Annotated in this window: 22 protein-coding genes and 1 tRNA gene; 10 read left to right on the top strand and 13 right to left on the bottom strand. The window is 62.0% G+C overall.

Annotated elements, in window-relative coordinates; translation table 11 throughout:
* Positions 1-10: 10 nt before the first annotated feature.
* The 4 genes from selA to AC57B1_RS23740 all read left to right on the top strand — a co-directional run bounded on the left by selA (position 11) and on the right by AC57B1_RS23740 (position 4,195).
* Positions 11-1,441 (top strand): L-seryl-tRNA(Sec) selenium transferase, encoded by a 1,431-nt coding sequence (gene selA / locus AC57B1_RS23725; protein ID WP_496418868.1) that lies wholly within the window; start codon positions 11-13, stop codon positions 1,439-1,441.
* On the top strand, positions 1,438-3,351 hold the full coding sequence (gene selB, locus AC57B1_RS23730; protein WP_496418869.1) for a selenocysteine-specific translation elongation factor: 1,914 nt from the start codon (positions 1,438-1,440) through the stop codon (positions 3,349-3,351). Before selA ends, selB begins: the two co-directional genes overlap by 4 nt.
* Positions 3,352-3,378: 27 nt before the next feature.
* A tRNA-Sec gene (locus AC57B1_RS23735) sits at positions 3,379-3,474 on the top strand.
* A 280-nt stretch (positions 3,475-3,754) separates the two neighbouring features.
* Positions 3,755-4,195 carry an SET domain-containing protein gene (locus tag AC57B1_RS23740; RefSeq protein ID WP_408352064.1) on the top strand — a complete coding sequence of 147 codons (441 nt, stop codon included), beginning with the start codon at positions 3,755-3,757 and terminating at the stop codon, positions 4,193-4,195.
* A gap of 289 nt (positions 4,196-4,484) precedes the next feature.
* Here the strand turns inward: AC57B1_RS23740 and AC57B1_RS23745 are convergent, their stop codons facing one another.
* A complete protein-coding gene (locus AC57B1_RS23745) occupies positions 4,485-4,787 on the bottom strand; it encodes an MFS transporter (protein ID WP_496418870.1) in 303 nt (100 codons plus the stop codon).
* Between AC57B1_RS23745 and AC57B1_RS23750 the strand changes: the two genes are divergently transcribed.
* Entirely contained in the window at positions 4,768-4,947 is a 180-nt protein-coding gene (locus AC57B1_RS23750) for a hypothetical protein (protein WP_496418871.1), read from the top strand. The genes AC57B1_RS23745 and AC57B1_RS23750 overlap by 20 nt on opposite strands.
* A gap of 427 nt (positions 4,948-5,374) precedes the next feature.
* On the opposite strand, the gene AC57B1_RS23755 is transcribed toward AC57B1_RS23750, so the two are convergent.
* From AC57B1_RS23755 to AC57B1_RS23775, 5 genes are all read right to left on the bottom strand, one after another.
* Positions 5,375-6,094, bottom strand: a complete 720-nt coding sequence (locus AC57B1_RS23755) for a DUF1223 domain-containing protein (protein WP_496418872.1) — start codon at positions 6,092-6,094, stop codon at positions 5,375-5,377.
* Positions 6,095-6,186: 92 nt separating this feature from the next.
* Positions 6,187-6,993: a YkgJ family cysteine cluster protein gene (locus AC57B1_RS23760; RefSeq protein ID WP_496418873.1), complete on the bottom strand. Its 807-nt coding sequence runs from the start codon at positions 6,991-6,993 to the stop codon at positions 6,187-6,189.
* A 414-nt stretch (positions 6,994-7,407) separates the two neighbouring features.
* Positions 7,408-8,520, bottom strand: a complete 1,113-nt coding sequence (locus AC57B1_RS23765; protein ID WP_496419316.1) for an alkene reductase — start codon at positions 8,518-8,520, stop codon at positions 7,408-7,410.
* A 47-nt stretch (positions 8,521-8,567) separates the two neighbouring features.
* Positions 8,568-8,735 carry a hypothetical protein gene (locus tag AC57B1_RS23770; protein ID WP_408352097.1) on the bottom strand — a complete coding sequence of 56 codons (168 nt, stop codon included), beginning with the start codon at positions 8,733-8,735 and terminating at the stop codon, positions 8,568-8,570.
* A complete protein-coding gene (locus AC57B1_RS23775; RefSeq protein ID WP_496418874.1) occupies positions 8,732-9,370 on the bottom strand; it encodes a glutathione S-transferase family protein in 639 nt (212 codons plus the stop codon). The genes AC57B1_RS23770 and AC57B1_RS23775 overlap by 4 nt, the downstream gene beginning before the upstream one ends.
* Positions 9,371-9,668: 298 nt before the next feature.
* Here AC57B1_RS23775 and AC57B1_RS23780 point away from each other — a divergent pair, with 298 nt between their 5' ends.
* Positions 9,669-10,595: a LysR family transcriptional regulator gene (locus AC57B1_RS23780; RefSeq protein ID WP_496418875.1), complete on the top strand. Its 927-nt coding sequence runs from the start codon at positions 9,669-9,671 to the stop codon at positions 10,593-10,595.
* Here AC57B1_RS23780 and AC57B1_RS23785 read toward each other — a convergent pair.
* The 6 genes from AC57B1_RS23785 to AC57B1_RS23810 form a co-directional block, all read right to left on the bottom strand.
* Positions 10,572-11,288 carry an SDR family oxidoreductase gene (locus AC57B1_RS23785; RefSeq protein ID WP_408352089.1) on the bottom strand — a complete coding sequence of 239 codons (717 nt, stop codon included), beginning with the start codon at positions 11,286-11,288 and terminating at the stop codon, positions 10,572-10,574. The two genes, AC57B1_RS23780 and AC57B1_RS23785, sit on opposite strands and share 24 nt — an antisense overlap.
* A 74-nt stretch (positions 11,289-11,362) precedes the next feature.
* Entirely contained in the window at positions 11,363-12,034 is a 672-nt protein-coding gene (locus AC57B1_RS23790; RefSeq protein WP_496418876.1) for a peroxiredoxin-like family protein, read from the bottom strand.
* Between the two features lie 40 nt (positions 12,035-12,074).
* On the bottom strand, positions 12,075-12,650 hold the full coding sequence (locus AC57B1_RS23795) for a carboxymuconolactone decarboxylase family protein (protein ID WP_496418877.1): 576 nt from the start codon (positions 12,648-12,650) through the stop codon (positions 12,075-12,077).
* A gap of 288 nt (positions 12,651-12,938) precedes the next feature.
* Positions 12,939-13,343, bottom strand: a complete 405-nt coding sequence (locus tag AC57B1_RS23800) for a nuclear transport factor 2 family protein (RefSeq protein WP_408352050.1) — start codon at positions 13,341-13,343, stop codon at positions 12,939-12,941.
* A 34-nt stretch (positions 13,344-13,377) separates the two neighbouring features.
* A complete protein-coding gene (locus AC57B1_RS23805) occupies positions 13,378-14,343 on the bottom strand; it encodes an alpha/beta hydrolase (RefSeq protein WP_496418878.1) in 966 nt (321 codons plus the stop codon).
* A gap of 174 nt (positions 14,344-14,517) precedes the next feature.
* Positions 14,518-15,435, bottom strand: coding sequence for a LysR family transcriptional regulator (locus tag AC57B1_RS23810; protein WP_496418879.1), 918 nt, complete (start codon positions 15,433-15,435; stop codon positions 14,518-14,520).
* A gap of 141 nt (positions 15,436-15,576) precedes the next feature.
* Between AC57B1_RS23810 and AC57B1_RS23815 the strand changes: the two genes are divergently transcribed.
* Together AC57B1_RS23815 and AC57B1_RS23820 are read left to right on the top strand one after the other, a co-directional pair.
* Complete coding sequence (locus AC57B1_RS23815; protein ID WP_496418880.1) at positions 15,577-16,341, top strand: SDR family NAD(P)-dependent oxidoreductase; 765 nt, start codon at positions 15,577-15,579, stop codon at positions 16,339-16,341.
* 81 nt (positions 16,342-16,422) lie between these two features.
* Positions 16,423-17,130: a pirin family protein gene (locus tag AC57B1_RS23820; protein ID WP_496418881.1), complete on the top strand. Its 708-nt coding sequence runs from the start codon at positions 16,423-16,425 to the stop codon at positions 17,128-17,130.
* Between the two features lie 828 nt (positions 17,131-17,958).
* On the opposite strand, the gene AC57B1_RS23825 is transcribed toward AC57B1_RS23820, so the two are convergent.
* Positions 17,959-18,855: a helix-turn-helix domain-containing protein gene (locus tag AC57B1_RS23825; RefSeq protein ID WP_496418882.1), complete on the bottom strand. Its 897-nt coding sequence runs from the start codon at positions 18,853-18,855 to the stop codon at positions 17,959-17,961.
* Positions 18,856-19,076: 221 nt separating this feature from the next.
* Between AC57B1_RS23825 and AC57B1_RS23830 the strand changes: the two genes are divergently transcribed.
* Both AC57B1_RS23830 and AC57B1_RS23835 read left to right on the top strand, forming a co-directional pair.
* Entirely contained in the window at positions 19,077-20,006 is a 930-nt protein-coding gene (locus AC57B1_RS23830) for a PhzF family phenazine biosynthesis protein (protein WP_408352039.1), read from the top strand.
* Complete coding sequence (locus tag AC57B1_RS23835) at positions 20,003-20,917, top strand: ornithine cyclodeaminase family protein (protein WP_408352037.1); 915 nt, start codon at positions 20,003-20,005, stop codon at positions 20,915-20,917. Before AC57B1_RS23830 ends, AC57B1_RS23835 begins: the two co-directional genes overlap by 4 nt.
* Positions 20,918-20,923: the final 6 nt, after the last annotated feature.

The following is a 20,923-nucleotide window of genomic DNA, read 5'->3' on the forward strand; positions in this document are numbered from 1 at the left end:
GGATTGCCTCGTGAGCGATGTAAGCGGCTCTGAATTGCGGGCGCTGATGGCGCGCGTGCCGTCGGTGGAAAAGGTGATGGCGTCGGCCGAGTTCGCGGCGCTGATCGGCGAGTACGGCCGCACGCAGGTGTTGGGCGCGGTGCGTGAGGCGCTCGACAACTGGCGCGCGAGCGCGCAGTCGGGCGCTGCATCCGTGAGCGCGCTCGACACCGCGCAACTGAAGGGCGCGGTCGAAGCCGCGCTGCGCCAACGCAACCAGTCGCGCTTGCGTAGCGTTTTCAATCTGACCGGCACCGTGCTGCATACCAACCTCGGCCGTGCATTGCTGCCGGACGAGGCCGTGCAGGCCGTCGTGAAGGCACTGACGCAACCCGCCAACCTCGAATTCGACCTCGACACCGGCAAGCGTGGCGATCGCGACGATCTGATCGACGAACTCATCTGCGAATTGACGGGAGCCGAAGCGGCTACCGTGGTCAACAACAATGCGGCTGCGGTGCTGCTCACGCTTTCCGCGCTGGCGTCGAAGAAAGAAGTCATCGTGTCGCGTGGCGAGCTGGTGGAAATCGGCGGCGCGTTTCGCATTCCGGACATCATGAGCCGCGCGGGCGCGAGGCTTCGCGAAGTCGGCACCACGAACCGCACGCATCTGAAGGACTATGACGAAGCCATCGGCCCGCAAACCGCGCTGCTGATGAAAGTCCACGCGAGCAACTACGCGATCAACGGCTTCACCAAAGAAGTCGGTCTGGATGAAATCGCGCCACTCGCCCATGCACGCGGTCTTGCGGTTGCCGTGGACCTCGGCAGCGGCACGCTCGTCGATCTGGGCCAATGGGGTTTGCCGCGCGAAACGACCGTGCGTGAAACCATCAAAGCCGGCGCCGACCTCGTCACCTTCAGTGGCGACAAGTTGCTGGGCGGACCGCAAGCCGGGTTGATCGTCGGGCGGCGCGATCTGATCGCGAAGATCAAGAAGCACCCGCTCAAACGTGCGCTGCGTGTCGGCAAACTGACGCTCGCCGCGCTGGAGCCTGTGCTGCAGCTTTATCGCACGCCGGAGAAGCTCACGGAGCGGCTCACCACGCTGCGCTTGCTCACCCGTCCCGCCGACGAGATCCGGCTCGCTGCGCAGCGCGTACAGCCCGCCTTGCAGCAGACGCTCGGCGAACGCTATGTGGTGGCGGCCGAGCCCATGTTCAGTCAGATCGGCAGTGGCGCTTTGCCCGTCGATGTGCTGCCGAGCTACGGGCTCGTCGTCAGGATGGCGGACGGCAAGCGAGGTGGCCGTCAATTGCTCGCGCTCGAAAAGCTGCTGCGCGAGATGGCGCGGCCTGTCATCGGCCGAATTGCGGACGACGCGTTGCGTCTCGATCTACGCTGTCTTGAAGCCGCCGATGAAGCGCAACTGATCGAGCAACTGAAAGGCGCGCACGCATGATCGTCGGTACGGCGGGACATATCGACCACGGTAAAACGAGCCTGGTGAAAGCGCTGTCGGGCGTCGATACGGATCGTCTCAAGGAAGAAAAAGCGCGCGGCATCTCGATCGAATTGGGTTATGCGTACGTGCCGCTCGACAACGGCGACGTGCTCGGCCTGATCGATGTGCCCGGCCACGAAAAGCTCGTGCATACCATGACCGCTGGCGCGAGCGGTATCGATTTCGCGCTGCTCGTGATTGCCGCCGACGACGGCGTGATGCCGCAAACCCGCGAGCATCTGGCCATTATCGAGTTGCTCGGCATTCGGCGCGGCGCCGTCGCGCTGACCAAAGTGGACCGGGTCGACGCGCAGCGTTTGCGTGAAGTGCACGACGAAGTGAGCGCGTTTCTGAGCGGCAGTGTGCTCGAGGACGCGCCCGTGTTCGACACCTGCGCGACGCATTCCGATGATCCCGGGGTGGCTGCGCTGAAGGCGCATCTGTTCGCGGCGGCCACGGCATGGCGCATGAAGCGCGATGACGGGTTGTTCCGTCTCGCGGTCGATCGTGTCTTCACACTCGCGGGCCAAGGCACGATCGTGACCGGCACGGTGGTATCGGGGAGCGTGGCGGTCGGCGATACGATGCTGCTCGCGCCGAAGAATCAACCGGTGCGCGTGCGCAGCATTCACGCGCAGAATCGTGCGGCGCAGAAGGGGCGAGCGGGCGAGCGCTGCGCGTTGAACCTCGCGGGTATCGAGAAGAGTGCGATCGATCGGGGTGACTGGATCGTCGACCCGCGCCTCTCGCAGGCGTCGGAGCGGGTCGACGTCATGCTGACGCTGCTCGCCGATGCATCGGTCACGCTGGAGCATTGGGCGCCGCTGCATGTGCATCTGGGCACGCAGCATCAGGTTGCGCATGTTGCGTTGCTCGATGGGGAGACGCTCGGCGCCGGTCAGCGTGCCCGCGTTCAACTGGTGTTCGAGCGTCCAGTCTGTGCGCTGCCCGGCGATCGCTTTGTGGTGCGCAACGCGCAGGCCGATCGCACGATTGGCGGCGGCCATGTGCTCGATCCGTTCGCGCCGTCGCGCAAGCGTCGTTCAGTTGAACGGCTCGCGTGGCTCGACGCGCTTCAGATCATGCTCGATACCGGCAAGCTGGACGCCATCTTCGCAAGAGCGCCGCATGGTTTGTCGCGCTCGCTGCTGGAACGCTTGACGGGCATGCCGGCTGCTGCGCTTTCGTTGCCGCCCGATACGCACGTGGTCGATATGCCTGGCGAGGACGCATTGCTGGTCGCTGATACGCCTTGGCAAACGCTCAATACACGATTGACGACCACGCTCGCCGAGTACCATGAACGCTCGCCGGACGAATTGGGCCCGGATGTCTCGCGCTTGCGGCGGATCGCTGCGCCGTTAGTGGACGATGCGTTATGGCGCGCGCTCGTCGACGATGCCGCTATGCGTGGTGAGATTGTCAAACGCGGGCCCTGGCTGCATTTGCCAGGCCACACAGTGACGCTCGACGACGCCGATCGCGCGCTCGCGGCGGCGCTGCTGCCCGCGGTGAAAGCGGGACGGTTCGATCCGCCGTGGGTGCGTGATCTGGCGAATGCGAACGGTGTAGGTGAAGAGCGCGTGCGTCAATTGATGCGAAAGCTCGCGCGACAAGGTGAGCTGTTTCAGGTCGTGCGCGATCTGTTTTATCACCAGGAGGTGATACGGGAACTGGCTTCGATTGCGGCCACCGAGGCGCAAAAGAATGCCGGTACGGTTGCAGCCGCACCGTTTCGCGATGTAACGGGACTGGGGCGCAAACGGGCTATTCAGCTTTTGGAATTCTTCGACCGGGTTGGGTATACTCGCTTCCACCGTGGGCTGCATCTGTTGCGCACGGATAGTCGCTGGCTCGATCTGCTTTGATCGGCGACGTGTAGTGCAATCACCGTAGGAAGGCATTCGTATCCGGTGGTGCGGCTGGGCTTCAAACCCAGTTGAGGGCGTCAGACGCTCTCAGGTCGGTTCGACTCCGGCTGCCTTCCGCCACAAGGGTTTGCGCGAATTTGGTTGCGCGCTGTGAAATTCCCGCTTCTTATCAAGTATGTGGGTTTTTCTGCCTACCGAATTTCCCTCCTACTTCCGTGTTCCGATCTTTGCGACAGCTGGCGATCAGCCCAAGGTGTCGCGATTCGACGCCTGCCCGCCCCAGACAGGATTGCCGCGCACGAGGAGCAGAACGTCCCGGCAGCGGAAATCTTCGTTCCATCAATAAACCAGTAAATTGGCCGCTTCATACTTGTGCCACGACCACCATCGGGGCAACAGAATGCGACGCGTCATCGTCCGGAGATCGCCGGTTCACGGCAAGGGTGTATTTGCGACGCGCTCGCTCGCAGCGGGCGAGCGCGTGCTCGAATACAAGGGTGAAATCACCGCGTGGCGGAATGCCTTGCGCCGACACCGGCGTGAAGGCGTTCCGGGTCACACCTTTCTGTTTGGCCTGTCGGATGGCCGGGTCATAGACGGCAGCCGCGGCGGTAACAGCGCGCGCTGGCTGAACCACGCCTGCACGCCGAACTGCGAGACCATCGAGGACGACGGGCGGATTTTCATCTACACGCTCCGGCCAGTCGACGCAGGCGAAGAGCTTTTCATCGACTATCTGCTTGAAATCGACGATGCCGTAGACGAAGAGGCTCGCGCTCAATATGCATGCGCTTGTGCATCTGCCGGGTGTCGTCGGTCAATGCTGGCTGTGACCGCGTGATGGGGAGCTAGTTAGCGCGGTCCCGAGAGCGACCCCGACGGTACAGGGCAGTGGGTTCTCGACTGCCCGAAGGCGTACGTTGAATCTATGCAGGGGATTTTTTGAGGAAAACTAAGCCGCAGCAGCCGAGACGGACAATGTGTCACCAGGCAGGATGGTGAATTCATTCATCGTCAAGGCCGATCTGATGACTGGCGGGGCTGGCCGAACTTCCGGGTCCGGCCACAAGGAAACGTTGCCCACATTCCAGCAAGCATCTCCTTCAAACCGAAAGCCGGCCGTTCGCAAATCATTGTCGAAGACTGATCCCACGAGTCTCCGGCGCGAAGAAAGTTGCGACGAAGCTGATACCCGCTAGCAGAGCGATGTAAGTGGCGATCGGCCAGTACGCGCCCTGTGACCATGCGAGCAATGCGGCCGCAATGAGCGGCGCGATACCCCCCGATGCAACGGCAGCGAACTCCTTGCTGACGGCAATGCCCGTGTATCGATAGCGGGCATTGAACAGCTCAGGGAAATATGCCCCCTGAATCCCATACATCCCGAACACGCCGACACCGATCGCGACAGCCATGCTGATCACGATCAGCACAGGGTCTCTGGTTGAAAACAGCCAGAAAGCGGGGAAACCGCCGATGCAGTACTTCGCGGTACCTGAACTCGTGGTCAGGGAGTCGAGTATCGGCGCGGCGGCATCTCACGCCAACACGGCAATAAAAGCGCCGCGAAAGCATGGGGTTGTTGCTGAATGATCAGCGGGGTCGGTACGCCCGACTTTGGGTGACCGTGGAATGCCAGAAGCCGAAGGTACTCTTCATATCGGGCTGCTATTAACCGCTTTTGACATTGGCCAGCAAAACAGATGAATGGCTCTTCGGGGTCCGCTTTCTGCCCGACGCTATTCGATCGAAATGGCTTGCGTGCCCGGTTCGACATGGGACGGGATTCGACCGCGTGCAGGGCGAGAAGCTGTCATCCATCCGTCGAGCGGGAACGAAACCTTGGGTCAAAGCGCGAGTCTTCTGCTGTAAATTGGAAATGCCGGAGAGTCGGATCCAGAGCAAATGTGCCTGAGCGCTCCCGCGTCATGCATCCGCAAACCGTTCGCATTCGCCAGGCTGCTGATCAAAAAAAACACGCAGGCCACGGCGAATTGATTGTCGAAACAACCCCCGCCACTCATCGAGCAGGGGCTTCGCCTGTATTTATAACGCTCGCGGCGCCTACAATCGCATCGTCGTCGGCCTCGAGGAGTACGACCTGATGTTCGCCGGCGACGGCATCGGCACGCAACGTTAGCGCCGCGCCGGACCACTCACCTATGTCCACGATGCTGCGCACGACGTTCGATTCAGTGAGCGTACGGCCTGCGTTCTCGCCACGGCCGATCGCCGTGACGTGACGAGCGTCGTAGCCGATCAGCAGCACATGCGCGCGTCCGAGGCCACGGCCAATGGATACCGAAACGCCACCGTTCGAACGTGTAGCGTGGACGGTCGCGGCGGTCACCCCATCGGACTTGGCGCGCTCGATAGCCGTGCCGGCTGCACTGCGATCGGATCCGACTAACTCGGCTTTGCCATCGACAACCATTTCGGGCGTGTACTCGAAGCCACGAAACCGTTGGGCGTACCTGGCCTGGCGCGCATCGGCGCCGTCGAATGAAAACGGGTCTTTCCAGCCGAGCCGATTCCAGTATGTGACATGAAACGCCAGAGGCAGAACGTCGGTGCGCGTGTCGCTCAACTCGGAAAGCAAGCGATCCGCCGGTGGGCAGGAGGAACAGCCCTCGGAGGTGAATAGTTCAACGACGACCGGACGCAGTGCGTCAGCGAACGCATGCGAGGGGAGCAGCGCCGCAGTGCTTGCAATAATGGCAGTGAGAAGGCGGGGCAGCATATTCTGTCTCCAGAAAGCGACCGATAGGATAATCCGCTCTCCAGCACGAGCTGGTACTGTTGGAGCGGGCCGGACGAGTGCGATGGGTTCCGTCAGTCGCTATCGCTAGCGTCCTCGTTAAAGAAACCCAGATATGTCGGGGCGTCTGCCGCGCGAGATCGATTTTCAGCCTGTCGAGCGTTGGCGCCGATCGATTGCAACGTCGCGAGTGACGTCGAGCGATTCGTGATAATTTGCCAGGGGTGCGATGAGCGCGGCTGGAGATCTTCGGTCTGCGCACCTGAATCTCGCGCCGCTCGCAGCGCCGCTCCGAGGCGATCGCGTGACGGCGCATAGACCGCGAAACCTTCGTTTGCGAGAGCGGCGGTATCGTACCCGAGCAGGGCACACAGATGCGTCTTGGCGACACGGTCGCGCTCGTCGGCTTCATGCGACTGCGCGATGAGGGCTGCTGTGTCAGCACTTGCGATCTGACCCGCGTGCATGAGCACGGGACCCGCGAGAGACCAGGCGTCGGCAGGACAGGCCTTCGCGGTCGGGTCGAGTTTCACGAACGGGTTGACCTCGGCAGGATAGATGCGGCACACACGCGGGCGCCGATCGTAGGCGCCGCAAGACATATCTGGGCGGAGATTTGGGCACGGTCCGGCGAACGCGGCCACCAGTGTCACCGATACACGTACTGGCAGCGTTCCGCTATGCGCGGAAAATGAGCGGCGTTTTCGGTGTTGGGCGAGCAGGTCGGTTTGTAGCGGCTCCTGAGGCCAGACGATCGCGTCGCAAAACAGTTGCACCTCACCGCCGCGCGCAATCCAGTCGAGCGCCTCATGGATGGCGAGAGGCAGCCGCAGATCATGGCAGCAACGGCCACACATGGTGCATGAAAAGTGGATTGGCATAGGCTGTATCGACGAACATTAGTTGGCGGGTAAAGTTAGTTCGTTCGATAGGCGCTGCCGGTTACAAGTAGGAAGCCTCGTGGTGAAAATTTTTTTCGGCGGTACGGAACTGGCTCGGGTAGTTGCTGCCGCTCGCTCATCCAACGAAGCCCGCACGCGAGCGGCAGGTCTGCTTCGTTATCTGCCATACGATGATCAAGCAGGCTAGCGTCGACAATGGGGCGCGTGTTGACGCTCGACACCGTCCAAACCCAATGCGGTTATGCGATTCGCACGACACAGTGCCCGGCCACGAGCAGCCGTTCAATCGCATCGAACATTAGACTTTCAAATAGCCGCTCTGCGCGGATGACCGGCCGGGGACTCCAATCGTCCATTTCCGAAAGGTGATCCACCGGCGATCAATTCGCTCCGTTACGCTGTCGTCGCTGAATCTGCTGCGTAGTCCGTATAACCCCGGCCGTCTCCGCCGTAGAATGTCGAGCGATCGTAAGGGGTGAGCGGTCTGCCATTGCGCAGACGCTGCGGAAGATCTGGATTCGAAATAAACATTCGGCCGAAAGCGACCAGATCCGCGTGGCCATCCGTAATGATTTGTTCCGCACTGTCGCCCGTGAAGCCTCCGGCCGCGATGACGGTCCCCCGATAAATGCGCCTGATGTCCTTCGACGTCACGTCCGTCTCCTGCGTCTCCTGCTCGACGATGCCGCGAATGCGGGGTTCGATGACATGCAAGTATGCAAGTTCGTAGTCGTTGAGACGACGTGCCACATAGCCGAATGTGGCGTGCGGATCGCTGTCCGACATCGTTCCGTAAGTTCCGCTTGGCGACAGGCGAAGCGCCACACGACCCGGGCCCCATACGGACACGACGGCGTCGAGCGAGTTGAAAAGGAAGCGCGCGCGGTTCTCGATCGCGCCACCGTATCGGTCCGTCCTCTGGTTGGTGCCGTCCAGCAGGAACTGCTCGAACAGGTATCCGTTTGCACCGTGCAGTTCCACCCCGTCGAAACCAGCCTGTTTCGCGAGCTCGGCGCCGCGGCGGAACTGCCCGACGATCACCTCGATCTCTTCGAGTTCCAGTTCGCGCGGCACGACCAGTTCTGCTTCGACAATGTTTCCGTTCCCGTCACGGATCGCAGCATGTTCGAGCGAGCGCAACGCAGACGGTGCAACCGGCATCAGCCCGCCCATGTTGGCCGGATGGGCCTGACGCCCCGCATGCCACATTTGCAGAAAGATGCGGGCGCCCTTGGAATGCACGGCGTCGGTCACGCGCTTCCACCCTCGCATCTGGTCCTCGGTAAAGATCCCCGGTGCGTCCACATAGGCGATGCCGAGCGGCGAGACCGCGGTTGCATCGCTGATCAGCAAACCGCCGCTGGACGCACGCTGCGTGTAGTAGTCGATCATCAGATCGCCTGGTACATTGCCTTCTTCGGTGCGCATGCGCGTGAGCGGCGCAAGCACGACGCGGTGATCGAGTTCAAAAGGTCCGACGTTGATACGGCTAAAGAGTGTGTTCATTTTGTTCACATAGTTGCGATTGGAGGTTGGCCAATGTTGCGCGGTACCTAAACCATGCCAAAGCCCATCATCCGGGCAAGCTCCGAGCTCACCGCCGCGCCGGATAAAGGCGCGGATCGTTGCATCGGCGAAGGACGGCTTACAACGATCCCCACAGCGATCGAAAGAATGGCGAACGCGATCAACGGACGGGATTTCGACACGTTCGTTTTCATGCCGCTTGCCTGTTTTCAGCGAGTGATTCGATTCTCGCGACTGCCCGTCCCACTGCCGGGCGACTCGATACAGCGTCGTACCAGCGCTGCACGTTCGGCGCGTCGTCGAGCGACAGGTCCGGAAATGTCCGGCGCCAGATCCAGCCGAAATGGGCGATATCAGCAATGGAGAATTCGTCGCCAGCGACGAAGGTCCGCTCGGAGAGAACTGCATCGAGCAATCCGACCTGGCGCCGGGCTTCCTGCGCGAAGCGGTCCAGCGCGTGCGCGGACGATCCGGCTGGCGCGGAGCGCAGAAAATATCCCGCTTGCCCGAATGCCGGACTGAGGCCGGACGCGTGCACAAATAGTTGCTCGAAGGTCCGTGCACGCGACAGCGGCTCCTGTGACAGCAGCGCGCCGTGACGCTCCGCGAGATAGACCAGAATCGCCGCCGATTCACTCAGCGTGAAGCTCCGTTCATTGTCGCGAAGCACCGGCACCTTACCGTTCGGATTCAATGCGACGAAATCGGTGTGCTTCTGCTCGCCCTTCCTGACGTTCACCGCATGCAGTTCGTATTGCAGGCCGAGCTCTTCGAGCGCAATCGGCACCTTGACGGAATTCGGCGTGGAAAACGCGTAGACCTGATACATGGAATTGACTCCTGAAACCGTGAATGGGATGACGTAACTTTCCGCGATTGGCGTCTGCCCCGAAAGCTCCGTGGCAGCGATAAAAGTTATTCCGCGCAGGCATGGACGAAGCCGTGCATGGGTAGCGCAGCGCCATCGCGATGCTGACGCACGGCGGGGAGAGGTGCGCTGTCGCCGTGCGGCGCTTAGGGCATCAGGCTGCTGTATAGTTGCGCCGTTGTCTGCGCAGAATGCGATATCTCTCGCGTCCAGCAGCGTTGCCCCGCCATCCCTTTCCCATTACCGAGACACCGCCCGCATGGATCGCCTGGCCGCCATGGAAACCTTCGTCGCTGTCGTGGAAGCAGGCTCCTTCTCTGCCGCGGCCCGACGACTCCAGATTGGACAACCCGCGGTTTCGAAATCGATCGCGCAGCTGGAAGAGCATCTGAACGCCCGGCTCCTGTTGCGCTCGACTCGCGGCCTGACGCCGACCGACGCTGGCCTGCGGTTCTATGAACACGCGTGCCTGGCGATCGGAGAAGCCGATCGGGCGGAACATTCGGTGCGTGAATCGTCGGAGGGCCTGTCGGGCAGACTCCGCGTGGGCGCCGCAGTGACCTTCGCGAGACTGCATATCATCCCCGCGCTCGGCGCGTTCCTCGACCAGCACCCGAGACTCGACGTCGAGATCGTGATGGACGACCGGCCGATCGATCTGCTCGAGGAAGGCGTCGATGTCGCGTTGCGCATGGGTCGACTCGACGACTCCACGATGACCGCGCGTCGTGTCGTGAGCGGAAAGCGGCTGGTGCTCGGCACGAAGAAGTACTTCGCGCAGCATGGTGTACCTCATACGCCTGCCGACCTCAGTCAGCATCGAGCGATTGTTCACGCGATGCGCAGCGGTGGCGACGCGTGGGCGTTCGGACATGCGGACGGCACCGAAGCTGCCGTCACGGTGTCGGGCCGCGTGCGGGTCAGTGCTGCAGAAGGAATGCGGGCCGCCGTCCTCGCCGATATGGGACTGGCTGTGGCATCGGAATGGATGTTCGCACCGGAACTCGCGGACGGCTCCGTGCAGGCCGTGCTCACCGACTGGACGCTGCCAGGTGTCGACGTTTGGGCCGTGTTTCCATCGGGGCGCATGGCGACGACGAAGGCACGCGCTTTCGTCACCTTCGTCGAAAGCCTGTTTGCCAAAAAGACCGACAACTTGCCCTCAGATTCCGGCCTTGCCGATTGAGGCGCCGCCGTCGACAAACAGCGTCTGCCCGGTGATGAAGCCCGCCTCATCAGAAAGCAGGAACGCGATCGCCGCTGCAATCTCATCGGGTTTGCCGAAGCGCTGCATCGGCACGGCGGCAAGATAGCGCTGCTCGCCTTCGCTTCCCGGCGGGTTATTGGCGCGGAACAGTTCGGTTTCGGTGGGACCGGGCGCGACCGAGTTGACTGTGATGCCCGCCGTCGCGAGTTCCAGCGCCCAGGTGCGAGCAAAGCTCACGAGCGCGGCCTTGGCGGCGGCATAGGCGGTGCGCTGTGTGATTCCCAGAATCGTGAGACTTGAAATATTGACGACGCGCCCCCAGCCGCGCTCGCGCATGCCGGGCAAGAACGCCTGTACCGTCTGGATCGCCGGATGAAGATTCACCGAGAAAACCTCATCGAGCGCATCGAGATCGATTTCGCCGATGCGCTGCGGGCGAACCAGACCGACGTTATTGACGATACCGTCGACACGATAGCGTTGCGCCAGTTCGCGGAGTGCCGAATCGGTCGCGGCACGGTCGCCCAGGTCCAGCGTGACGAGGTCGCCGGGAAAGGCCGCTGGCGAACGGGCAACGCCGATCACCCGATGCCCCGCCGCGACGAGCCGCTCGCTGAGTGCGAGGCCGATGCCTTTGGTGGCGCCGGTCACCAGAAAAGTACGTGATCTCATGACTATGAAGGAAATGCGAAAGAGGTGGGGGGAATGAAAGGCCGCCCCAAGGCGGCCACAACTCGCGCGTTCGTTTACGCCTTGGCGTTCGCGCGCTCCAGTACCGTGAACATGTCGACCGGATCGGGGCGACGTGTGTAGTCGGGATTGACTTCCGAATACAGCACGATGCCATCCTGGCCGATCACGTAGCGCGCGGGCATGGGGAGTGTCCAGCCCGGATCGGCATTGAAAGCAGGGAGGTCGTTTTTCAACGACTTGTAGAGATCGACCAGATAGTCGGGCAACGCGAAGCGCAGGCCGAACGCCGCGCCAACCTCGCCGTTCGTATCGCTCAACACCGGAAAGCCGAGCTTGTTATCACGCACCGACTTGCGACTGTTCACGGCGGTCTGCGGCGAGATGGCCACGACACTTGCGCGGTATCCTTCGATCTGCGGCAGCACGTCGTTGATCGCCTGTAGCTCGATGTTGCAGTACGGGCACCACACGCCGCGGTAGAACGTGATGACGAGCGGGCCGCGACGCAGCAGTTCGGCCGACGACACTGCGTTGCCGTCCTGATCCTTGAGCGTGAAGCTGGGCGCGCGATCGCCAGCCTTGATTGCGCGGGCCGCCTGTCCGCTTGCGATCAGTTCGGCGGTGGCGCGCTCCATGATCGGGTGAATTTCGGGCGGTGCGAAGTACGGCGGCTTGCCGCCCTTGAAGTCCGCCTTGAACGCGTCGAGTTTGTCTTGCAGTGACATGTCCTTCTCCTGTGTCGGGTAATGGAGTTCGAATCTGCGCTCAGACGCGGGCTGTAACAGAAGTTTGCGGCTTGGTCCACTCATTACCCGCCATGAAGCCGTCGAGTTCAGTGTGGACAACGTGGTTCGTGTAGTTGCTCATCACCTTGGTTGCCACGCCCAGAATCACTTCGAGGACGTTCTGACGGGTGTAGCCAGCGGCGAGAAACGCGTCGACATCGGCGTCGGGAACAAAGCCGCGCTCACGCACCACGAGTGTCGTGAAGCGATGCAGCGCTTCGAGCTTTGCATCGGGCAGCGTCGTGCCAGCGCGCAGCGCGGCGATCACGCCTGCGTCCATCTTGATCATCTTCGCCAGCGTGCTGTGACCGGCCATGCAGTAATGGCAGTTGTTCTCGAAGTTCGAGGTCAGGTAGACGACCTGCTGTTCGTGCGGCGTCAGCGTGCTCTTGGAGAACAGGTCCCACAGCGCGGAGTAACCGGCCAGCAGTTCGGGCGATTCCGCCATGAAGGACTGGAGATTGGGTACGAAGCCGAACGCGCGCTTCGTGTCTTCGAGGCTTGCCTTCGAGGCGGCCGGTGCGTTATCGATCGTGTAGGTCTGGAAGTGGCTCATCGTTTTGCTCCTGTTGGTTGACGGTGAGCAAATGATGAAGGTCAGCGCCTTTTCGAAGAAGGCAGGCGCCGTCGATAACAGTCATTCCTGAGAGGCATAAAGCGGGGGCACTGATGTAGACGGCCGGGGGACGTTGAAGGTTCTTGCACCGAGATGGCGACCACCACCGTCCAAACCCAAGGCGGTCTTGCGATTCGCATGAAGCAGTGCCCCGCCAGGAGCGGCCAATCCCACGAAATATACTCAGGCCGCTTCGATCGACAAAGCGGCCTTTCATCAATGCAACAATCAAGCGGTGCGCGTCACGGCGAACGCATCCGCCGCCGCGACCGTATCCAGCGCTTCACGCAGCAGCGAGATCTTGCCGTCGCGTGCCACGAGCCGTCCGGCGTACATCTGGCGATAGATCTTCCCCGTTGACGGGACGAGCGCTTCGACTTCATATTCCGCGAACACCTGCTCCGGCGTTTCGATCAGAAAGCGCACGTTCCTGAACGCGAAATCCGGTACTTTCACAATCAGCGAAGCAATGAAGCCCTCGATCGATTCGGGTCCCTCCGCGCGCCCGTCGATACCGAGCGACTTCAGATAAGGCAGTTCCAGCACGCCGTCGCTGGCAAAGAGCGCGGCGGCGGCACGCGGGTCGCGAATCGATTCGAGGTAGGCGGAAAGCAGTTGTTTGGCGTTGTTCATGATCGGCTCGAAAAAAGAAGTAATGGATGCGGCTTTATTGCAGACGCGTCTTCAAGGCGTTCGCCATCTGCTGCATGGCGGCGCGCGTTGGGGCGTCGGCGGCTAGTGCGTTGAGCAGGCCGAAGTCGTGGATCGTCCCCTTGTACTGCGTCGTCGTCACGTCGTTGCCCGCCTGGTCGAGCCGATGTCCGTATGCTTCGCCTTCGTCGCGCAGCACGTCGAACTGCGCGGTCTGAATGAGCGTGGGCGGCAAGCCCTTCAGCTCGTCGATAGATGCGCGCAGGGGCGACGCGTAGCGTTCGTTTCGCTCGCGTTCATCGGTCGTGTACGCGTCCCAGAACCACTTCATCATGTCGCGGCTCAGGAAGTATCCATTGGCGAAGGCATCGTACGAGGCGTTGTCGAACGCGTGGTCTGTCACCGGCCACATGAGTCCCTGGAAGCGGATGGCCGGACCCTGCCGGTCCTTCGCCATCTGGCTGATGACCGCCGCCATGTTGCCGCCCACGCTGTTGCCCACGACGGCAAGCCGTGCACCATCGACGCCGATTTCCGCGCCATGTGCGGCGACCCATTTCGTCGCGGCATAGGCCTCATTGATCGCGACCGGATAACGCGCTTCGGGAGAGGGCGTGTATTCAACGAACACCGCTGCTGCGCCCGACTGGACGACGAGGTCGCGCACGAGACGCTCGTGCGTCGGGTAATCGCCGAGAATCCAGCCGCCACCGTGGAAGAACATGAACACGGGCTGCACGCCCGGCGCATTCTGCGGCTTGAGGACGACGACCGGCACGACGAGGCCATCCTGTTCGATCGTGCGGCGCGTGACGTCGATGCCCGACACGTCGACCGGTGCGCTGCGCTGGGCGCCCGCCAGTACTTCTCGCGCCTGGTCGGGCATAAGCGTTTCGATCGCCGGGCCGGTTGCGCGAATGAGCGCATCGAGGAAGGCGACGGTTGCGGTGTCAGGCGTATTCGGCGTGGATTGCGTGTTCATCGTAATGCTCCGTTTCCGTGTCGTTGGTTGGCCTTCGACGTGATGTCGTGCAGCCGGTGGAAAGGAGAATACGGAGCGCGCGATATTTGCGAAATAGAATCGCTTGAAATCTATCATTGCACAAATGCAATGATCTTCGGTTATCCAGAGGGTGGGCTCAATCTCGCCAACGCGTTACTTCGGCCATCGCCATGACGGCTCCGAGAGATGCTCCGCAAAATAATCAGACAGCGCTGCCACCTTCGCAGGACGTGCGCGCGCCGATGGCATGACGAAGTAAAGACCGCCTTTCGTCAGTGACCAGTCTGTGAGGATCGCTTCGAGACGGCCATCGGCCAGATATTCGCCGGCGATGAATTCGGGCAACTCGGCAATTGCGAGGCCGTCGAGCAGCGTGGGCAGCAGCGCATCGGAATTCGTCACGCGCAACGGGCCGGTCGGCATGACCGGCTCCTCCTCGCCCGCCGCGTTCGTGAAGCGCCACAAATCGCTGCGCGCGCGATACGCGTATGAAAGGCATGGCCGGTCCGCCAGTTCGCGCGGATGCGCGGGCCGCCCTTCGCGCTTCAGGTACGCGGGCGACGCCACCACGAATTGTGTGACCGCGCACAGGCGTCGCGCCACCAGCGACGAATCAGGCAGCGCGGCAATGCGCAGTGCGGCGTCAAACCCATCGGCAACCAGATCGACTGACGCATCCGAAAGATGCAGGTCGATCGACACCTCCGGGTACGCGCGAAAGAATGCGGGCAGCAGCGGCGCGACCCAGCGCAACCCGAACGACATCGGTACAGCCAGGCGCACCAGTCCGCGCGGCTGCAGCGACATCTCGCGCGCGGCGCTTTCTGCTTCTTCAGCCTGACGGTAGATCTCTCCGGCCTTCTCGCAGATCGTCCGGCCAAACTCGGTGAGCGAGAGCTGGCGCGACGTGCGGTTAAAGAGCCGCGCGCCCAGCCGGTCTTCGAGACGGGCGACGCCGCGCGACACCGTCGCCACCGACACGCCCATCGCGCGCGCCGCGGCCGCGAATGAGCCTTCCTCGGCGACCTTCGCGAACATAGCGAGTCCTTCGAAATCAGGCAGCTTCGTCATTTCCTCTCATCTTTTCATTTTTGCAACATTGGATTGCAATCAATTCTATTTCGAAAAGCTTTGGGCGTCGATATTCTCCTCACATCGCAGCACGCAACACCGAACGCAGTCATCCACTTACCGAACGAAAGGAGAAGCACCATGGCACGCAAGCTCGACAACAAGATTGCACTCGTTACCGGCGCAACCAGCGGCATCGGCCTCGCCACCGCACAGCGTTTCGCGGCAGAAGGCGCGCACGTCTACCTCACCGGCCGCCGTCAGGCCGAACTGGATGCCGCAGTGAAGGGCATCCGCGAAGCAGGCGGCAATGCGACGGGGGTACGTGTCGACTCCACAAAGCTGGGTGAGCTCGACGCGCTGTATGCGCAGATCAAGGAAGAACAGGGGCATCTCGACGTGCTGTTCGCGAACGCTGGCGGCGGTTCGATGCTGCCGCTTGGCAGCATCACCGAAGAACACTACGACGACACCTTCGATCGCAATGTGAAGGGCGTGCTATTCACGGTGCAAAAAGCGTTGCCGCTGCTCGCCGAGGGGGCGTCGGTGATTCTTACCGGTTCAACGGCAGGCAGCGCGGGCACGGCTGCATTCAGCGTGTATTCGGCTTCGAAAGCCGCGGTGCGCGCCTTCGTACGCAGCTGGATTCTCGATCTGAAGGATCGCCGCGTCCGCGTAAATACAATCAGCCCGGGCGCGACGCGCACGCCCGGCCTGCTCGACCTCGCTGGTGACGATGCAGCCCAACGCCAGGGTCTTGCCGATTACCTGGCTGCCCAGATCCCGATGGGGCGCCTCGGCGAGCCTGGCGAGATCGCGAGCGCTGCGCTGTTCCTTGCCTCGGACGACGCGAGCTTTGTGAACGGCATCGAGCTGTTCGTCGATGGTGGGCAGCAGCAGATCTAAGCGCAGGCGGGGCGCGTGGATGCGGTCTTCGCCGATCGCATCCGCGCCCGAGCGTACGCGCGTCTTCAACGGATTCACGACATGTTCGAACATCGTCCTTACCTTTCGCTTGGCGCAGTCAGGCGCGACTCGCTCGATACGCGACTGCATTTCCGCCTCGGCGAATGCGGACGCGCCAACCATGCGCCGCTCGGCGCACTCTATGTGTGGAACGACGATGCGTTCGCGCCGCACTCGGGCTTCGACCGGCATGTTCACCGCGGCGTGGAGATCGTGACGTGGGTGCGTTCGGGGGCGATCACGTATGAAGACGACGCCGGCAATCGCGCGCGGCTCGTCGCCGATTCCGTGCAGACGATCAGTGCGGGCGCCGCGATCCATCATACCGAGCACAACGAGGAAAACGTGCCGGCGCGGCTATTCCAGATCTGGCTGCATCCGCGCACGCCGGGTGGCACGCCACGTTGGGCGGCGCGTATTTGTTCGCGCGGTTGTCGCGAAGGTCACTTCGTCACGCTGGCGAGTGGCGATCCAGAAGATGTGTGCGCGGGGGCGCTTCCCGTTAATGCCGACGTGCGCGTGCGCATCGCCACGCTACGCGAAGGCACGATGGTGCATCACATGTTGTCGACGCCAGGTTCGGCGTATCTGGTTACCGATCATGGTCGGGTTGACGTGGGACCGGTCCGGCTCGCGCCGCGCGATGGCGTCGTCGTCAGCGATGAAGCGCAACTTACGATGGTTGCGCGAGACGACACCGATGTCGTGATAGTCGAGCTTTTGCGGTAGAGATATTGTGCCGTTGTGCTCGAGCGCGACGACAATTCCCCTGGTTTCCGCGTTTTCCGCAAGACTCGGTTTGGTAGCTTTAAGTGGCTGTTTTGCGATAAGAACCCGACGTTGATCCCGCGTGGCCGGATGTCTGCAACGGGGTCGTGCTGAGCCGACCGCGCTGGGCAGAGGTCGGCCTGCTCTTGGATAAAGCCGTGCGCGCGAAGTAATCGCGCCGCTCGGAGGGCGCTGACGATTCGAGCCATTTTCTGAACTATCGCGTGGTATGAATCCTTCAAGATCGTGAACGGTTCGCTCCATATTGCCGACCGCTTCGTCGTAAAGCCGTTCTCTGTCCATATTCCCATTACCCCGAAGACCGCGTCCGTGACTCGATACAACGCGGACGACCGAAACACCCGGGAACCCGTCATTGAGGTCATTTTAGTTCGCCGGCCGCTCTGGGTCGGTGACGGTCCGCCGCGAGTCGATCTCTGGCGAGCACCCTATCCAATCAGCATCGGGCCGTGATCGGCCATAACCGGTCCTTTCCATGGTGCAGTTGAATGACCGCATAGCTGCATGTAAGAGACATCGCTCTCCGCGTCAGCTCGAAGCGCGCTCTTTCAGAATTTCATTCGGAACAGATAGTGCTGAGCTGGCCGCACGGGATCGGTCCATACCTCACTTGCGACATTGGCGTTGCGATCGGGCGTTGCTTCGACGACGGTCGATGTCCGCCCCGCACAACGTGCTGCGCCAAGGCATCGACAAACGGCGCTTGCTTGCCAGCACGACACTGCAAGATTATCGGTCACTTGCTGACAATCCAGCGCGTGTTCGAGGTCACACCTTGAAGCATCGCGGCAGACCGTGTCCGTACTTCCGGAACAGCCGGGCGAGATACGACGGCGAATCGAGCCCGACGGCTGCCGCAGCCATAACGACCGTCACGCCGGGTGTTTGCAACAGAAGCGAAGCGTGACGCACACGTTGCTGCGATTGATAGTCGACGATGGATTCGCCGGTCACGTCGCGAAACATTCGCGTCAACGTGCGTCGCGACAGGCCGAATTCATAAGCGATGCGATCAAGGCTGATGGATTGATCGAGTGTCGAATCGAGAAACGTCTGGATGTCTTTCACGAGTTCCCGGCGTGCGTCGACGGCCGTCAAGGGCACATGTTTCGGGGTAAGTCCCGCCTCGACGCATGTGGCGGCCACCATCCTCGCAGTCAGATCCCTGCGATAGGCAGCGAGTTCCCCGCCACTGCGAGCACGCGTTTCGGTGGCGAGGCGGACTGCATTGAGCAGCGGTAACGGCGCGGACCAGATCGATATTCGCGCGCAGGAGAGCGTTCTGTGCGCCTTGCGCTCGCAGTACGCAACGAAATCGCTCGCCACATAGACGGCGACGTGCTCCTGCTGCGCACGGTAGCCGTGCGTGTCATGCAGGCGCCGCGGCGGCACCACGACGAACGACATCGGCGCCACGCGCAACGGCGCGGCATTCGATTCGACGTTGAGGATCAGTTGGCCCGTGCGCGGCAGCAAAAACATGTACTCGTCATGTTCGTGCGGCTGCGTGCGGTAATCGCCGACCGAGACCTGCCGGACATCGGCGACGCGATCTCCGGACAGATGGGTATGTGCGGTCGCATAGTGCTTCACGTAATCAACCTCAGGTGCGCCATGAACGATGCGCAGCCGCCAGCCGCAGCGGCGATTTGCGAGCGGTTGCATCGATGGAAAGCTCAGTATAGCGCGTCAAATCTCCGTGCAATGCGACACGAGAAACGGGGCGTAGGGCCCGTTTCTCAGGGAAAACACGGAGGCGGGCGGACACCCTTGTGTTGGGCCAAACAGGCGATTGGCCCGATTGTGTGATTCCGGTGGCCCGACAGGCGGCGAAACATCGTTTTTGCTTCGGCATGCTGGAGACACTTACACGCCGGAGCCTGTTCATGTCTGTTGCAAAAGACCCATCGTCATTGCCCCCTGTCCCAACCGCATTGCGAATTCGCGGCGACCTGCATTTCGTGCGCGTCTTTCCTGAGGGACCATACGGCGGCAACCCCGCGCCCGTTGTACTAGATGCCGATGCAATGTCCGCCGACGAGATGAAGGCCATCGCCGCGAGCTATGGTCACGAAAGCGCATTCGTATGCGCACCGCGCGATACCGCCAACACCTATCGTCTGCGCTTTTTCGTCCCCCAGCACGAGATGGAAATGTGCGGTCATGCGACGCTCGGCGCATTGTGGCTTCTGCGCAGGCTCGGCCGCTGGACGTCCCGCGTCGCGACGCTAGAAACGTTGAGCGGCATTGTCGACGCCCATTTCAACGAAAGCACGCAATTCATCGAAGTGAGTCAGCCCAAAGGCATCGTGCAATCGGTCGAAGACGAATGGCAGCACGCCGCGATATGCGACGTGCTGCGCATCGACGCCGACGATCTGGATTCGCTCGGTATCGTCAACGCCACGACGAGCCGGACGAAGACACTAATACCGCTTCGCTCCCTGCAACGCCTTCATGCACTGACGCCTTCGTTCGACGATGTGCAGGCGTTGTGTGACGCGCTCGGATCGACAGGACTGTATCCGTTTGCAGTCGAAGGCACGTATCCGCTCAATGTACACGCGCGGCAGTTTCCGCGCTCGTCCGGCTATCCGGAGGATGCCGCGACGGGCATTGCCGCAGCCGCGACGCTGTACGGCGCGTTGCACTACAGACTGCTCGCGGATGGCGAATCGGGCATGACCGTGCATCAAGGCCATGCGATGGGCAAGCCCTCCCGCATCGAGGTGGAAATGCGAGACCTCAACGACCCCGACGCGGGCTGCTGGATCAGTGGCGCGGTGGAAAGCACGACGCTGGAGCCGCTGCAATGAAGATCTTCACCAACGAACAGATCGCGGCACGACTTGACGTACGCTCGGCTTCGAACGCAATCCGGGCCGCCTATCTCGATCTGCAGCGCGGCGCAGCCGCGATTCAGCCGCGTGCTCGCATTGGATTACCCGACGTGAAGTTCAGCGCAATGAGTGCGATGCTGGGATCCGCGCAGATCGCGGCGACAAAAATGTACACGACGATCAATGGCCAGTTCCGCTTTTACATCGCGTTGTTTTCGCTAGCCGACGGCGCACTCGTCGCGTTGCTTGAAGGCGATGCGATCACGGGTATGCGCACGGCCGCGACGACCGCGCTTGCGGCGCGATACCTGGCGCGTCCGGGCAGCCGCCGGCTGGGGCTGTTCGGCAGCGGTGTGCAGGCACGGGCTCATGCCGAGGCCTTCGCCGACCGAACCGGTTTGTGCGAAGTGATGATTCACAGTCACGACGCCGCAACCGCGCATGCTCTCGCCGACAGCCTCGAGCGGCGGTTCGACCTCGACGCCCGGGTTGTCGATGCGGATAAGGCCGCCAACGCCGACATCGTCGTGCTTGCAACACGCGCCTCCGAACCGGTGATACGCGGCGAATGGCTTCGACCGGGAGCACTCGTCGTGAGTATCGGCGCGACGCGTCCCGACCAGCGCGAAATCGACGATACATCGTTGCTCGCAGCGTCGCGCATCGTCGTCGACTGGACGCAGCAGACGCCGTTCGAAACGGGCGATCTGCTGCGCCCGCCGCGGGCGTTGATCGAGAGCCGGCCGATAGTGGATCTATCGTCCGTCATTAGCGCCGATGAATATCGCGCCGCGGACGCCACCGACATCGTGATCTACAAGGCGGTCGGAATCGCGCTACAGGACGCGGCCGTCGCTTATCTGGCTTATACGCGCCTCCCTTCCTAAAACATC

This window comes from Paraburkholderia sp. BGA-UO-ETr-F21, from assembly GCF_059567925.1.

What these genes read in the sequence shown, in the direction of transcription:
- AC57B1_RS23805 (WP_496418878.1), bottom strand. Translation starts at nt 14,343, where the DNA reads ATGAACACGCAATCCACGCCGAATACGCCTGACACCGCAACCGTCGCC.
- AC57B1_RS23810 (WP_496418879.1), bottom strand. Translation starts at nt 15,435, where the DNA reads ATGACGAAGCTGCCTGATTTCGAAGGACTCGCTATGTTCGCGAAGGTC.
- selB (WP_496418869.1), top strand. Translation starts at nt 1,438, where the DNA reads ATGATCGTCGGTACGGCGGGACATATCGACCACGGTAAAACGAGCCTG.
- AC57B1_RS23835 (WP_408352037.1), top strand. Translation starts at nt 20,003, where the DNA reads ATGAAGATCTTCACCAACGAACAGATCGCGGCACGACTTGACGTACGC.
- AC57B1_RS23815 (WP_496418880.1), top strand. Translation starts at nt 15,577, where the DNA reads ATGGCACGCAAGCTCGACAACAAGATTGCACTCGTTACCGGCGCAACC.
- AC57B1_RS23795 (WP_496418877.1), bottom strand. Translation starts at nt 12,650, where the DNA reads ATGAGCCACTTCCAGACCTACACGATCGATAACGCACCGGCCGCCTCG.
- AC57B1_RS23750 (WP_496418871.1), top strand. Translation starts at nt 4,768, where the DNA reads ATGCTGATCACGATCAGCACAGGGTCTCTGGTTGAAAACAGCCAGAAA.
- AC57B1_RS23825 (WP_496418882.1), bottom strand. Translation starts at nt 18,855, where the DNA reads ATGCAACCGCTCGCAAATCGCCGCTGCGGCTGGCGGCTGCGCATCGTT.
- AC57B1_RS23820 (WP_496418881.1), top strand. Translation starts at nt 16,423, where the DNA reads ATGTTCGAACATCGTCCTTACCTTTCGCTTGGCGCAGTCAGGCGCGAC.
- AC57B1_RS23780 (WP_496418875.1), top strand. Translation starts at nt 9,669, where the DNA reads ATGGATCGCCTGGCCGCCATGGAAACCTTCGTCGCTGTCGTGGAAGCA.
- AC57B1_RS23760 (WP_496418873.1), bottom strand. Translation starts at nt 6,993, where the DNA reads ATGCCAATCCACTTTTCATGCACCATGTGTGGCCGTTGCTGCCATGAT.
- AC57B1_RS23755 (WP_496418872.1), bottom strand. Translation starts at nt 6,094, where the DNA reads ATGCTGCCCCGCCTTCTCACTGCCATTATTGCAAGCACTGCGGCGCTG.
- AC57B1_RS23770 (WP_408352097.1), bottom strand. Translation starts at nt 8,735, where the DNA reads ATGAAAACGAACGTGTCGAAATCCCGTCCGTTGATCGCGTTCGCCATT.
- AC57B1_RS23775 (WP_496418874.1), bottom strand. Translation starts at nt 9,370, where the DNA reads ATGTATCAGGTCTACGCGTTTTCCACGCCGAATTCCGTCAAGGTGCCG.
- AC57B1_RS23800 (WP_408352050.1), bottom strand. Translation starts at nt 13,343, where the DNA reads ATGAACAACGCCAAACAACTGCTTTCCGCCTACCTCGAATCGATTCGC.
- AC57B1_RS23790 (WP_496418876.1), bottom strand. Translation starts at nt 12,034, where the DNA reads ATGTCACTGCAAGACAAACTCGACGCGTTCAAGGCGGACTTCAAGGGC.
- AC57B1_RS23830 (WP_408352039.1), top strand. Translation starts at nt 19,077, where the DNA reads ATGTCTGTTGCAAAAGACCCATCGTCATTGCCCCCTGTCCCAACCGCA.
- AC57B1_RS23740 (WP_408352064.1), top strand. Translation starts at nt 3,755, where the DNA reads ATGCGACGCGTCATCGTCCGGAGATCGCCGGTTCACGGCAAGGGTGTA.
- AC57B1_RS23785 (WP_408352089.1), bottom strand. Translation starts at nt 11,288, where the DNA reads ATGAGATCACGTACTTTTCTGGTGACCGGCGCCACCAAAGGCATCGGC.
- AC57B1_RS23765 (WP_496419316.1), bottom strand. Translation starts at nt 8,520, where the DNA reads ATGAACACACTCTTTAGCCGTATCAACGTCGGACCTTTTGAACTCGAT.